We start from the raw sequence: 14,619 nt of genomic DNA on the forward strand, positions 1-14,619 counted from the left end.
GCGGTATATCTTTTTTCATTTAGGATTTCTCCTAAAAGTTCTCAAAATAATATAACCCAAGTTTTTAGGAAGATTTTTTGAATCTTGAAATTCCACAAGGCATTGGCTGAAACTATTAACCCAATATAAACCGGTAATACTTTTTTGTATAAATATTTTGTGTTAAGAGGAACTTTATGATTGTGTTTAAGTTCAAACAGACTGGTGTATTCTTAACCCTGGTGTAATTAGGTTTAAAAATTTTTGAGGTTTGATACTTAAGAATTTCAAAAATGTTTTGGCCTGAATACGAAGTTATGTATAAGTTAAGAAATTTAATTCAAAGTAAAGAAAAAAAAAGGAGTAGAAATTAATGAAATTGATTTCATCGAAAAGGACTAAGCGTAGAATTGCGCTCATGTTTGTTTTCGCGTTTGTGTTTTCAAATTTACTGTCGCTTGTTGGGCCAAGTGCTCAAGCAGCGATAACTACTACTGCACCTACAGCAGGTACTTGTTTTCAACATTCAGGTACTACTTCAACTGGTGCATTAGTGACGGTATATAACATTGGTACGATACAAATCACGCTAACAGCTGCTGAACTTTCACCAGCACAGGACGCCGCACCTTCAGGATCAGCAAATGGTGCAACTGCAAATGCAACTACAGGAGGCGACATCTCGGCAGCTAGTAATGTTACAGGTAATGTATTTTCATTTGTTCCACCTACTGGTACAAACTTTGTTGTAGTTCCAGGCTTCCAGGATACAACAGCTGGAAATTCAAATGAAATACTTCCTGCAAATGCGACAATTTCAAATGCACTATCAAGCGACAATACAACTGGTACGCCAGATAGCAACCTAGCAATTAGTGTAGGTGTTGTAACTACTGGTACAGCAGGAATTGGGAGAGCAATTGTTGCAATTGCAAGAGATGGTGATACTACTGGTGGTGCAGGTGTTGAAACATATCCTAAAACAAATACGGGCAGTAACACAGCTACCATTTCAATTACAGGTTTAGGTATTGCAGTTCCACCATCTGGAGATGTTTCTCTGAGTGGGACACTGACAGCAACTATTGAGGCAAATCCACCATCAGGAATTGGTGCAATAGCTACAACGACTACAGCTGGTGGTGCAGGGACAACAACAGCAGCAGCAGCAATACCAGGTATTTCCGGAACGATTAATTTATGTACAATAACATCACCAGCAGGACAGCTTGAAGCTGTATTAGATGCTGATGATGACTCGACAGATTTATACGATAAACATGCAGCAAGTGCAAATCTAGTAGCATTAGGTCAGGTAGGTGCAAATACAACAGTAAATGTATTTGATACTACAACCTCTGCTGCAGGAGCTTCACTTGACTTAGAACCCATCTTAATTCGTGGTACAGCAGGGACTGGTTCTTCTACTAAAGACCAGGTGTTTGCAACAGGTGAATTATTAAGTGATATTGATTCAGCAGCAGAAGTGCCGTCTGGATCAGCGCTTGACTTAACTGCTACATTTGGTAACTCAGTGGCAGCGCCTATTACTGTTACATTCTCGGATGATAATGCTGCAGCAACTACTACACTTAGTGCAGTAGATATCATTCTTAGTAGTTCAACTCCAGGAGCTGCTCCATCAGCAGCAGGACATGCAGCAGGACAAACTTCAAGACATGGTTATCTTGGTGCACTTAGAGCAGCGCTATTTGATTCAGCAACTAGCTCTGTATCAACTGCTGCTTTTGCAGCTGGTGGTACATGGGGAATTGCATCAGTAACAGGTGGCCCTGGTCTTGCAGTACAAGAGTCAAGAATTGCAGGTACTACTGATACAAATGGTGCTAATTTATTAACGGGCTCTTTTGGTAATGGTAATGTACCTGGTACATTAGCTGCAGAACCATATAATCCAGCGTTTGTTGACTTACACCTCTATTGTGGAACTAGCACAAATCCAGTTGCTGGGTGGTTTGCAATTGTAAGTAGCGCAGTCAATGCAGCTGGTACTGCAGTTGACTTTGGAACAACTACCAGCTCACAACAAAGACTTGCTGCTTCACAAGCTGGGACAAGGTTCCTTGTTAGCAGTGCAACAAACTTCTTTACTCAATCACTGACGAATATCTTTGGTACTACTCCAGGAGCAACAACTACAAACCCGACCTTCCTGGCTGGTGGTATTCTTGGTACAACAATGGTGGCTGACTCACAAACTCTTGATAATGCCATCTTATATGCGTCTTGTACCAATAACACTTTGACAATCTTACCGATACAAAATGGCTTTGATGCTACAAGAGATATTATTGCAATCACTCCAAGATTAGCTGTAACTAATGTCAGCAATACTTTCAGTTCAGATGTAAACCTTATTGCTCAAGTATCTGGTAACAACTTAATAGGAACAACCACGTTAAATCTTGCTAAGTTAGTTGGTGTACCAGCAACTGGACAAACTAGTATACTTGCATCTGCTCAGGGTGTGGCAGTATCAGAAAGCAGCCAGCTTGGGATTAGCTGTTCAAGTGGCGGACAGTCAAGTGTAGTATTAAGCGCAATTACAAGTGGAACAGTTGATACAGCTGTAATGAGTGCTTGTTCAGGAGGTACTATAGCTCCAGCTCCAGCATTCTTTACTGGTGGTGCTAGTAGTAGTGTTTCTGGTACTACAGTAATTGCTGGTTCTCCAACTGTTCAAGGCGAATCAAGAGGTATCTTGGTTAGTGAACTTAATGCTACCGGGTTTAGTGAACTGCTTAATCAGGTTGGTGGAGGAAGTCAAGGTACTGTATTTGAAGTGCAACTTCCTAGTGGTTGTGATGTCATTGATGATAGAGATGACAACAATACAGCATCATCCTCATCAGCTACAGCAGGCTCACTTGGCGGTAATGACGTTGCACGATATACAATAACTCAAACAGGTGGTGTGACAGCTACATTTGCAGCAAGTGGTACTGGTGATGCAGCAATCACAAATGCAAACGTAGTAGTTCCAGCAGCGGGTACTACACCAGCTAAGTTGCACTTTGGAATTGTATCAGCTCTTGGTACAGGTACAGATGCAGTGACAACTGATGCGGTCTTAATAAGAATTGATGCTCAAGACTTGTTCTGTCCTATTGCAGTTACTGGCAATCTTGAAGCATCAGTAATTGCACAAAACAAAGTCAACAGCCCAAGCATTGTTGCTAATCTTGGCAAGGCCATGCTTGGTGCAGCAACACAAGCGCTAGGCTTTGCATTTGCTGATGATGTTGCTACCTCAACTAAAGGTGAAACATCTACCAATGCGATGATTGGTGCAACGCCAAGGTTATCTACTGGTGGAGTAACAACTTCACATCCAGTTAAGATTACTGAGCTTGATGCAAGAGCAATTCCAATTGGCGGGAGAGTATCTCCACGTAATTTGGACCCAGAAAATTCCTTGCTTTCAACAGTATTGTCAAGAGGTCAAATCTGGTTAATCCCAGCCGCAGGTACTGCATTCTCTGCTGCTCCAGCAACAGCTGATGTCAGCTTCTCGGATGACTCGCTTGTAATTGATGGGACACCAACACTTGTTACAAGTGCCACAGTAGATCCAAATCCACCGATTGGTACTGTAGTAATAGGTGTCAAGAAAAATACAGCAAGTGGTGCTGCTAATCCAATGGAATCGACTACGACAATTACAGTGAAGAATCTTAAGTTTACTGCTGCAAGCAGTACTACGACTGATCTCATTGCATCTGCTGTGTTCTTTGTACAAGATGCTGGTATAGTTGTTAATACTCCAGGAGCTGCATCTGGAAATAATGCATCGACTCCAACAGTATTCACACCATATGTACAAGCTTCGGCAAAAGCACTTACTCAGCTTGAAGCCGCAGGTGTTCAACTTGGAACTGGTAGCTTAGCAAATCAATTGCTTACTTCCAGGCTAACAGCGCAAAGTACTCCACAAATAAATCCATTTGCTAAGGTAGTAACCTCAGCAATGAATGCAGATGCAAGCAAGATCACAGTATCTTCACTAGCAGCAACTGCATCCTCAAGTGGAGCTGCTACTACTGATATTGTTGTTACTGTAACAGGTACAGCAGGAGCAGTAGATGGTGGTGCTGAAGTTGTAGTAACAACTGGTGGCACAACCACATATGATTCAGTTACAGTAGTGGCCTCAGAAGACGGCTCATTTACTGCAAAACTTAGAGGTGATTGTGCAGCTTCAGCAACAAGCGTATCAGTTTCTGTAGCTGAATCAGTTAGTGGAACTAAGACTACCTCAGTAACGAAGACAGCTCTTTGTGCTGGCGGTGGTGGTGGCCAAACTGCTGATGACGTGTTCAACGCAATAGCAGGATCAGATGGTTCAGTAACTTTGTCAGAACTGACAACTTACATCACAGCTCAAGGTGGTCTTGGAGCAATTATTACTTCAGGTGGTTCAAAACTACAAGGCGTAATTAAAGCTGCCAAGTCTGCACTTGGTCTAAGCTAAGAAGCTCGTAAACATTGAGGCCCCCATCTTTGGGGGCCTCTCTTTTAAATTAAATTAATTTTTATAGTTCTATAGAAAAAAATAATAAGTCAATAAAGAAATAAGCTATAGGGAATCAAGGAGTCATTTAGAGTTTTAAAGGTTATTGGAAAGGGTGGAGGAAAATAAAATGGTTAAAAAAGCAACTTCGTGTATGTTGGCAGTGTTAATTTTGAGTGGTCTATTTGGTTTTAATTGGCCAACTGCAAAAGCACAAACAGCATCACCATCACAAGCAGTAATATCAGTAAGTGGTGTACCTGGCAGTACACAAGGACTTGCTGTAGAGGTAACGGTAGATACTAGTATTATAACTTTAGGATCAGCAACATCCAGTGTAAGTCCTGCCCTGGTTTTAACTGGAGGTATGTCAGAAGGTGTTGGTATCATAAGTGAAACAGCGCTTCCTGCTAGTTTTACAATTACAGTTCCATTGACTGGGGTAATGGCAGGCACTTCAATGTTTGCTGTTGGAAATGTTTTAGACATGCTTGGTGGTACTGCAATAACTGGAGCAATGGCATCAGCAGATGTTAGTTCAGTAACAGTTGCTAGCAGCTCAACAACAAGTTCAACAACAAGCAGCAGCACTAGTAGTGGAGGTGCTGGAATGCTTAGTGCAGATACAATTACAATTACAATAAATGGTCAAGCAGTTAATGATACCATTGCTGTAAATGTTACATTAAACTTCAGCACTCCAAATGTAGTAACTGTTGATAGTGGGGTAACATTTATGGGAACTGGTGCAACTCAACTTTTAACTGAAGTTATGGGAAGTGTTTTAAGTGCAGCATGGGATGGTACTATCACAGATAGTAAGGCAGTGCTTACTGCAATGTTGAAACCAGGTACAGCTCTTGGTGCAACAATGATTAGTGTAAGCAAAGTTGAAGCAGCTGGAGGTACTGATGTTACAAGCAGTGTGGTAGCTACAGTTAGCCCAGATAGTGTAACTAACTCAGCAGCATCAACAACTGCTGGAACATTTGCATTACTTGGCCCTACTTCAGTAGTTGGTCCAGGAAAAGCAGCAGTAGCATTGTCTGTTGAAAATCTAGCAATGGGAGCAACTGCTACACTTAATGGTTCAAAAGTAGAATTTGTAGGCAATAATACAGCTGGAGTAGCTATTATTGATGTGTCTATGTCAGGTACATTGCCACTTTCACTAGTAGTAAGTGGTGAAACAATAGCTCTTGGCGATATTACAGTTACAGCAGGAGAGGGCAAAGCTCCAAAAGTAACAAATGCAGTAAGTGTAAATAAAGCATCTGGAACAAAACTTACAATCACTGGTAAGAAATTTGTAAAAAATGACACTACTGTATCAATAGTGCCTACTGACAGAGAAGCTTCTAGCACAAAGGTAAAGAGTAACCAAATAAAAGCAAGTTACTCCGCAGATGAATGTATACCTAACGGTAGCTATGTGAATGTTTCTACCGGAGGTGGTACAAGTGCTAAGAAGATTAAAGCTAGAGGTGCTTGTTCGAATTCTCTCGTTGAGTAAAGCCAAGCTTTACAGATTAAAAGAGAGACATCAATTTGATGTCTCTCTTTTTTTTATTATGATATAAAATAAAAACGATATGAAAAATTATATAGCCATAATATTTTTTGTAGTTTTGTTTTGTACAAATAGTGTACTTGCAAAAGGTGAGCATGATAAGTATTCAATTGATGTTTCCATTAACAATATTCCAAAAGATCAACAAACACTTTTTATTCCAATTATGATAGATACAATGGTATTAGATTTTGATAAAGTATCTTTAGAAGGATTAGCAACAAGTAATATTCTTGCTGTTGCCTCAAGCTCCAAGGATAAGGTAGGTCCTGGAGTTGGTTTAATAAAGCTTGATGAAAGTGGTTTGCCAGAAGCGTTGACACTAAAGGTTTTGCTTAAACAAATTGGTAGAGGAGAAACCTTAGTTTCATTGATTAAAGTAGCAGATGAACCTGCTCTTCCTTCAAAAGGGACAGTGTTAAATGAAGAAGTAAAAGTAAATTTTAAATCAAGTAATGAAGTAGAAATCTCTGAAAATACTGATGGAAGCAAAAAAAAGTTTAAGATGAGTCAAAATAAAATTACTTTAGAAATACAAAGGCCTTCTCAAAAAGAAGAATCTATTTTCATACCAATAATTTTTGATAAAAAAGTAGTAGATCTAGATGAAACTTTTGGACATGCAATATTAGCGCCAGGTATTTCTGCAAAATCATTTAGTTCTAGTTCTTTATATGAAGGAGGGCCAGGAGTAGAAATATTGCTTACTGAAGTTGCAGATAAAGACTTTAGTGTTGATGTTGATTTAATTTCAAGAGGTGTAGGGACATCAAAACTTGTTGTAGCTTTTCCTCAAAAAGGCCATACTGAAATAGTAAAAGGCCCGATAGTTAATATTAATCCAAGTAGCATTTCAGTTCTAAATAATCCTGTTGTTATAGCTGAGTAGAGGTAAGTAAAAATATGAAATTAAAACAACAAAAAGGTATGAAGAGAGCTTTAAAAGTCTTGAAAAGGAAAAGGAAAAAACAAGCTCTCTCTCACAAGAAAAAATAAAAGCTTTAGCTAACGTGAATCTAATTACAAAAAAAATTCCAATAGTTAATCTTACACAACAATATGCTTTAATTCAAAATGAAATTAAGGAAGCAGTTTTAAATGTACTTAGTTCAGGACATTATATACTTGGAAAAAATGTAGAAGCATTTGAAAAAGAACTAGCTGAATATCTGGACTGTAAGTTTGTAGTCTCGTGCGCTAATGGTACTGATGCAATTTATTTAGCCTTAAGAGCCTTAGAAATAGGACATGGTGATGAAGTAATTACTGTAGCTAATAGTTTTTTTGCTACTAGTGAAGCTATTGCACTAGCATCTGCAAAACCAGTGTTTGTCGATATTAAAGAAGATGATTATAATATTAACCCACAAAAAATTGAAGAAAGGATTACAAAAAAAACAAAAGCAATTTTACCGGTACATTTGTATGGAGGTCCTTGTGAAATTGCCTCTGTAGTTGAGATTGCAAAAAAATATGAGCTTTATGTAATTGAAGATTGCGCTCAAGCAATTGGAGCAAAGCTTAATAATAAGTTTGTTGGTACTTTTGGAGATATAGGAACAGTAAGTTTTTTCCCAACAAAAAATTTAGGGGCATGTGGTGATGGCGGTGCAATTTTTACAAACAATGAAGATGTTGCTAAGAAAATAAAGCAACTGCGAGTTCATGGTTCACCAAAAAGATATGTTCATGATTACATTGGCTTAAATAGCAGGTTAGATGAAATACAAGCCGCAATTTTAAGAATAAAATTAAAATATTTAGATGATTGGAATTTAAAAAGAACTCAAGCCGCAAAACATTATGATATCTTATTTGAAGATTTAGACATAATCTTACCTACTGTAAAACCCTCTTGCCAGCATGTTTTTCATCAATATACAGTTAGAACTAAACATAGAGATCTCCTGTATGAAAAGTTAAATGAGCATGGCATAGAAACATTAATTTATTATCTTATTCCAATACATCTTCAAAAAGCTTTTAGCTCTTTAAATTATAAGAAAGGAGATCTGCCTGTTACTGAAAAGGTTTGCAATGAAATTCTATCTTTGCCTATGTATCCAGAAATTACAAAAGAGATCCAAGGTTTAGTTGTGGAAAAAATTAAACAGATCTTATTAAGTTGTGCTAGTTGCTAAACTTACCGTTGTTTTACTTTCATTTAGTAATTTTGTTTCTGTTAATAACTTATTTTTAAAGGTTTCATGATCAGCTTCAAGATTAAGTAACTCATTAATTGTTGACTTAATAAGGCTTGGTAAGCGAGCTTGTGGTTTAATTACTAATATTTTTTTATGCTTTGTTGAAATGGCTCCTTCATAGTAACCCACAAGATCTTCTCGTAACTTTTCTCCAGCTCTAAGTCCAGTAAAAATAATTTTGATATTTTCAATATCATGTCCTGATAATCTCATAAAATCTTTTGCTAAATTATAGATATTTACTTCACTACCCATGTCTAGCACCATTATTTCAGATGAATTACCTGTAGCACTTGCTTTAATGACTAATTGTGCAGCTTCAGACATTGTCATAAAATATCTGTAAGCTTCTTTATCTGTAATAGTTATTGGCAGATTATTTTTTAATTGTGATTCCCAAATTGGAATTACACTTCCTCTGCTTCCTATTACATTACCAAATCTAACTGAGATGTATTTTGTATCAGTGAATTCTTTTGCATATGCATTTACTACAAGCTCAGCAAGCCTTTTTGTACAACCCATTATGTTAATTGGGTTTACAGCTTTATCTGTTGAAATATTTACAAATGTTTCTATTTTTAAAGCACCAGAAATTTTTGCAACGTTGTCTGTTCCAATAACATTGTTTTCAAATGCTTCATGTGGATGATCTTCCATTAGAGGAACATGTTTATGTGCTGCAGCATGAAAAATTACATCTGGAATTATTTTTTGAATGTGATTGCATAGTTGTTTGTAATTTCTTATGTCACAAATAATAGGCATGATTTTTGTATTAGTCAAATTCAAATTAGCTAGTTCTTGTAGCAGTTGGAATATACTATTTTCTCCTCTACCTAAAATATATATTTTTTGAGGTAAAAAGTTTTTTACTAGTTGCTTTGTTAGTTCGCTACCTATTGAACCACCAGCTCCTGTTATTAAGATAGTTTTATTATTTATAAAATTAGAAACTTCAGGTATTGAAAGATCTACTGGTTCTCTCCCAAGTAAGTCTTCAAGACTTACTTTTCTAATTTGTTCAATAGTTACTTTACCTTCTGCTAGTTGATCAACACCAGGAATTATTTTTATCTCTAATTTTGTTTTCTGGCAGAGCTCTATGATTTCTCTAATTTGTTTTGGTAAAGCTGAAGGTATAGCAATAATAATTTCTTCTATTTCATGTTCACTTACTGCTTTTTGTAAATCTTTTATTTGACCAACAACTCTAACATTATTTGTAATTTTTATGTTTTGTTTTCTTTCAGCATCATCTAGTGCACAAATTATTTCAATATCAAGTTCTGGGTGTTGTAATACTTTCCTGGCTAGCTCTTGAGCTGCTTGTCCAGCACCTATTAAGATAGTTCTTTTTTTCTTTATTTTGTTTAAACGGGACTTTTTTCTTTTTTTTATTTCCCTATTTAAAATTTGCCATTTTCTAATAAGCCTTGCAGAAGAAAGTAAAATTAAACTAATACATGAATCAATAATAATCACACTAACTGGAATTACAAAAATATGATTAATTGCAGCAAGACCAATCATTCTTGGAATAGCTAAAATTACAGAGGATAAAAAAATTGGTTTTGTAAGTTCTAGTATTTCTCCAATTTCTGTATAACGCCACATTTTGCTGTAGATTTGGAATATGTACAAAAAGACTAACCTTATAGAGACTACAAAGCCTAAAACAAATGGTAATTGTGTTGTCCAATACCAGTTTTGTATATTTGAGGATAAATTATGTTCTAGTCTAAGTTTGTAAGAGATTATTAATGACAAAGCAAAAAGAAAACAATCAATAATTATTCTTGCTGATTTTTTAAAGGAGTAAATCTTGTTTTTAAAAGACATCTGATTCTCCAACTTATTTAATTTCTTTGTGGAGTGTATATCTTTTTAAATATGGATTATATTTTTTTAACTCTAGTCTTTCAGTTTGCTTTCTTTTGTTTTTTGTAGTAGTGTACCTTGAGGGAGTTTTTCCTTCTTTTTTTGCCTCAGTACATTCTAAAGTTATTATTACCCGATCACCTTTTTTTGCCATGATTATGTCCTCTAAATTAGATTTTAATTATATAAAAGATATGAAAGAATTTCAAAGAATTCACAATTAAAACGTATTTCGTAAGAGTTCTATAGCTTTATGTAAGTCATTATTTGATAAATTATTTTCTTTTAAGTATTTCTTTATTAATTGGCTATCTGGCGGCCAACCAACTTTTAAAAGATGTTTTAAGTGATCAAACGAATCATACGTTTTATTTCTAGTTACACTTTCAGCGTCTAAATTAAGTTCATCCATTTTTAATTACTTCTTTATTATAATAAATTAACTTTCCTTTTTCATATTGTGTTGTAGGATTAAATTCTACTGAAGTTAAACTACCATTTTTTATTGTAAGTCTTGAAAGTTCTTCTCCTTTAAGCTTTTGAAAATAAGCTAGTTGTGTTTTTATAGAACCCCCATGTGTAAATATTGCAATTCTTTCGTTAGATTTATGAATTTGTAAAATATTTTTTATTGCTTTTTTTATTCTTTTAAAGTGAGAATCAAAGCTTTCAAACCAACCAGGTCTTACGTAGTAATTTTTATACCATGCTGAATATTCAACTTTGTATTTTTCTTTTACTCCTTCATAAGTTAAGCCTTCCCATATTCCAAAGCTTGCTTCACGAAAATTAGGATCTATTTTTATTTTAATATTTAATTTTCTTGCAGTAGGCCTAGCAGTTTCTGTTGCTCTTTTTAGATCACTTGAATATATTGCATTTAGATCTCCAGCCTTAAAACAATCTGATAATTCTGTAGCTTGTTTTTTCCCAAGCTTAGAGAGTCCTTCATCAGTTTGTCCCTGAACAGTAGAAGTTTCATTTCCTTTGCTTTGCCCATGTCTTATTAACAAAATTTCCATCCTAGTAACCAACCAACTTAAAATATATTAGAATACTTTAGCATTAATGCTCGAACTCATTAATAAATCAGCTAAAGAAATAAACAAACTTTTTTTAAATAAAGAAGTTTCTGCTAAAGAGATCGTAAATGCGTTTTATAAACATATTGATCAAGTAGAGCCAAAAATACAGGCTTTAAATACTATAACTAAAGATCTTGCTTATAAACAAGCAGAAGAGTTAGATAAAAAAATTACAAAAGGTGAAAAGCTTGGATGGGTTGCAGGTGTACCAATAATTGTAAAAGATGTAATTTGTGTTAAAAACTATACTGCAACTTGTAGTTCTAAAATACTTGAAAATTTCATAGCACCTTATGAATCTACAGCTACATCAAAATTATGGGAAGCAGGTGCAATTTGCCTTGCAAAATCAAACATGGATGAATTTGCAATGGGTAGTTCTACAGAGAATTCTGCTTTTAAAAAAACAAAAAATCCCTGGAATTTAAATACTGTTCCAGGTGGAAGTTCAGGAGGCTCGGCAGCAAGTGTTGCAGCAATGGAAACACCTGTAAGCATTGGTACTGATACAGGTGGCTCTGTAAGACAGCCAGCAAGTTTTTGTGGTGTTGTTGGATTAAAACCAACTTATGGAAGAGTATCAAGGTTTGGATTAATTGCATTTGCAAGCAGCCTGGATCAAATTGGGCCTTTTGGCAGGAATATTTATGACACAGCTTTAGTTCTACAATATATGAGCGGCTATGATCCAAAAGATAGTACTTCTTTAAATATTGATGTTCCAGACTATTTAAAATATTTAAATGTAGGCACGGTTAAAGGTAAAAAAATTGGTCTTATTAAAGAGTTAATGGATGAAGGAATAGATGTTGAAATAAAAAAATCAATTAAAGATGCTGTCAAAAGTTTTAGTGACCTTGGGGCTGAAGTTATTGAAGTATCATTGCCAAATGTAAAATATTCAGTTCCTGTTTATTATATTATTGCTACTGCAGAAGCAAGTTCAAATCTAGCTAGGTATGATGGTGTTAAGTATGGTTTAAGAACTCCTGGTTCAAAAGATATCCTAGCAATGTACAACAGCACTAGAGAAGAAGGTTTTGGGCAGGAAGTAAAAAGAAGAATTATGCTAGGAACTTATGCGCTAAGTTCTGGATATTACGATGCTTATTATAAAAAAGCACAACAAGTTAGAAAATTAGTTACACAAGACTTCTTAAATGCGTTTGAAAAATTAGATCTTTTAGTTTCACCTACTTCTCCAACTACTGCTTTTGAGCTTGGTTCTAAAACTGACGATCCACTTAGCATGTACCTCTCTGACATTGCAACAATTCCTGCTAACTTGGCAGGCTTGCCAGCAATTTCTGTCCCGTGTGGTTTTGATTCTAAAGGTTTACCAATTGGATTACAAATAATTGCCCCTGCATTAAGTGAAGAGTTATTGTTAAATGCAGCTTATGCTTTTGAATCAGTGTGTAAAGTTGATAAAAAAATAGCTGTAGGGATTTACTAATGAAAAAAGTAGTTCTCTTTTTAATCTTATTTTTGTATACAACAAGTTATTCTTTTGCTGGTATTTTTTCAATGAGTTCTCCACCTGCTGCAAATCAAGAAGTTAAACAAGAAGCAATATCAGTACTTGATGAGGTTGATAAAATTTTTAATAAAAGGCTACAAGAAGCAAGGAAGTTAATTACTGAAGGAAACAAGCTAATTAAAAAAGGAGAAAAGAAAAAAAAGGGAGATCTAATTATAAAAGGGAAAATAAAAAAAGAGATTGGTGAAAACCAAATTCAGTCCTTAAAAGAACAAATTGAGAATAAAAAAACACGAGATGAAAGAAGTAACTGGTAGTATGATCTCTAAAAAAAGACATCCAAATCTTTTTACTAAGGAAAACTCAGTAGTTTTACTTATAGACTATCAAGAAAGATTTGTTCCTCATTTATATAACAATGAAGAAACTATTAAAAATATTAAATTGCTTTTATCAGGTGCAAATATATATAAAGTACCAATAATTGTCTCTGAACAAGTCCCAGAAAAATTAGGACCTACAATTGGTGAATTAAAAGAACTTTTAAAAGATGCAAAATTTTTCTCTAAGAAATCAATGAGTTGTTGTGGAAAGCCTGATTTTGTTGAAGACTTAAAAAAAAATAAAATTGAAAAGGTTGCTATTTGTGGGATTGAAGCTCATGTTTGTGTTTTACAAACTTCTTTAGATCTTATACATAATAGCTTTCAGGTACATCTAGCATCAGATGCAATTTCAACAATGGTACCTCATAATAAAGAAATTGCATTAGAAAAAATTAAAAGTGCTGGAGGAATTATAAGTTCAGTTGAAACTATACTTTTTGAAATAGCCTATGAAGCAGGAAGTGAGGAGTTTAAAAGATTGCAACACTTGTTTAAGTAAGGATATAATTTAATCAGATAAGGAGAAATATATGAATATAGCAAACGATATTACAGAACTGGTTGGCAACACGCCACTTGTAAGATTAAATAAGTTAAATAAACAATATGGCTTAGATCCTTCAACAATTATTGCATGTAAATTAGAAAGTCAAAATCCACTTGGATCGGTAAAAGATAGAATTGGTGTGAGTATGATACGTGAGGCAGAAAAAGAAGGGAAAATAAAACCCGGGCAAACGGTTTTAGTTGAACCAACAAGTGGAAATACTGGAATTGCACTTGCATTTGTAGCTAGTGCAAAAGGCTATAAACTTATTCTTACAATGCCAGATACTATGAGCATAGAAAGAAGAATGCTATTAAAAGTTTTTGGTGCTGAACTTGTTTTAACTCCAGGTGCACTTGGCATGAAAGGAGCAGTTGCAAAAGCAGAAGAAATTGTAAAGGAAACGCCAAATGCTTTTATGCCTCAACAATTTAAAAATCCTGCTAACCCTTTAATTCATAGACAAACAACAGCAGAAGAAATCTGGAAGGATACTGACGGCAAGGTAGACATTATTATTAGTGGTATAGGTACTGGTGGAACTATAACTGGTTGTGGGCAAGTTTTAAAACCAAGAAAACCATCTTTAAAGCTTATTGCTCTTGAACCAAAAGAATCTCCTGTACTTGCTGGTGGTCAACCATCTCCTCATAAGATCCAAGGTATTGGAGCTGGTTTTGTTCCTGATATTTTAGACAGATCAGTTATTGATGAAATTTTTCATGTAAGTAGCGATCAAGCTATTGAGTTTGGTCGTAAGCTTGCAAGAGAAGAAGGAATTTTAGCTGGTATTAGTTCAGGGGCTGCTGTTTATGCAGCTTTAGAAATTGGTAAGAGATCTGAGAATAAGGGTAAACTAATAGTAACAATATTGCCAAGTACTGGTGAAAGATATTTATCAACTGCACTTTTTGCTAATTTATTAGAACCAGCAATGGCAGTAGCTAAGTAGGGAT

Annotated in this window: 12 protein-coding genes; 8 read left to right on the forward strand and 4 right to left on the reverse strand. The window is 35.2% G+C overall.

What is annotated here, in order from left to right:
• Positions 1 to 397 precede the first annotated feature (397 nt).
• From HYY52_01570 to HYY52_01585, 4 genes are all read left to right on the forward strand, one after another.
• Positions 398 to 4,471 (forward strand): hypothetical protein, encoded by a 4,074-nt coding sequence (locus tag HYY52_01570; protein MBI2995383.1) that lies wholly within the window; start codon positions 398 to 400, stop codon positions 4,469 to 4,471.
• Positions 4,472 to 4,640: 169 nt separating this feature from the next.
• Positions 4,641 to 6,023, forward strand: coding sequence for a hypothetical protein (locus HYY52_01575; protein MBI2995384.1), 1,383 nt, complete (start codon positions 4,641 to 4,643; stop codon positions 6,021 to 6,023).
• A 79-nt stretch (positions 6,024 to 6,102) separates the two neighbouring features.
• Entirely contained in the window at positions 6,103 to 6,969 is an 867-nt protein-coding gene (locus HYY52_01580; protein MBI2995385.1) for a hypothetical protein, read from the forward strand.
• A 130-nt stretch (positions 6,970 to 7,099) separates the two neighbouring features.
• Complete coding sequence (locus HYY52_01585) at positions 7,100 to 8,221, forward strand: DegT/DnrJ/EryC1/StrS family aminotransferase (GenBank protein MBI2995386.1); 1,122 nt, start codon at positions 7,100 to 7,102, stop codon at positions 8,219 to 8,221.
• Here HYY52_01585 and HYY52_01590 read toward each other — a convergent pair.
• The 4 genes from HYY52_01590 to HYY52_01605 all read right to left on the reverse strand — a co-directional run bounded on the left by HYY52_01590 (position 8,201) and on the right by HYY52_01605 (position 11,187).
• Entirely contained in the window at positions 8,201 to 10,126 is a 1,926-nt protein-coding gene (locus HYY52_01590) for a polysaccharide biosynthesis protein (GenBank protein MBI2995387.1), read from the reverse strand. The genes HYY52_01585 and HYY52_01590 overlap by 21 nt on opposite strands.
• 13 nt (positions 10,127 to 10,139) lie before the next feature.
• The gene (gene rpmG / locus HYY52_01595) at positions 10,140 to 10,319 is read right to left on the reverse strand and encodes a 50S ribosomal protein L33 (GenBank protein ID MBI2995388.1); all 180 of its coding nucleotides are present in this window, start codon (positions 10,317 to 10,319) and stop codon (positions 10,140 to 10,142) included.
• A gap of 66 nt (positions 10,320 to 10,385) precedes the next feature.
• Positions 10,386 to 10,577 (reverse strand): hypothetical protein, encoded by a 192-nt coding sequence (locus HYY52_01600; GenBank protein MBI2995389.1) that lies wholly within the window; start codon positions 10,575 to 10,577, stop codon positions 10,386 to 10,388.
• Positions 10,570 to 11,187, reverse strand: coding sequence for a histidine phosphatase family protein (locus HYY52_01605; protein ID MBI2995390.1), 618 nt, complete (start codon positions 11,185 to 11,187; stop codon positions 10,570 to 10,572). The genes HYY52_01600 and HYY52_01605 overlap by 8 nt, the downstream gene beginning before the upstream one ends.
• A gap of 46 nt (positions 11,188 to 11,233) precedes the next feature.
• Here HYY52_01605 and gatA point away from each other — a divergent pair, with 46 nt between their 5' ends.
• From gatA to cysK, 4 genes are read left to right on the forward strand one after another with little or no spacing between them, the layout of a single operon-like run.
• Entirely contained in the window at positions 11,234 to 12,706 is a 1,473-nt protein-coding gene (gatA, locus tag HYY52_01610; GenBank protein ID MBI2995391.1) for an Asp-tRNA(Asn)/Glu-tRNA(Gln) amidotransferase subunit GatA, read from the forward strand.
• On the forward strand, positions 12,706 to 13,047 hold the full coding sequence (locus HYY52_01615) for a hypothetical protein (protein MBI2995392.1): 342 nt from the start codon (positions 12,706 to 12,708) through the stop codon (positions 13,045 to 13,047). The genes gatA and HYY52_01615 overlap by 1 nt, the downstream gene beginning before the upstream one ends.
• Positions 13,028 to 13,615 carry an isochorismatase family protein gene (locus HYY52_01620; protein ID MBI2995393.1) on the forward strand — a complete coding sequence of 196 codons (588 nt, stop codon included), beginning with the start codon at positions 13,028 to 13,030 and terminating at the stop codon, positions 13,613 to 13,615. The genes HYY52_01615 and HYY52_01620 overlap by 20 nt, the downstream gene beginning before the upstream one ends.
• A gap of 31 nt (positions 13,616 to 13,646) precedes the next feature.
• On the forward strand, positions 13,647 to 14,615 hold the full coding sequence (cysK, locus tag HYY52_01625) for a cysteine synthase A (protein MBI2995394.1): 969 nt from the start codon (positions 13,647 to 13,649) through the stop codon (positions 14,613 to 14,615).
• Positions 14,616 to 14,619: the final 4 nt, after the last annotated feature.

It is taken from the genome of Candidatus Melainabacteria bacterium, assembly GCA_016193285.1.
Lineage (GTDB): Bacteria > Cyanobacteriota > Vampirovibrionia > 2-02-FULL-35-15 > 2-02-FULL-35-15 > JACPSL01.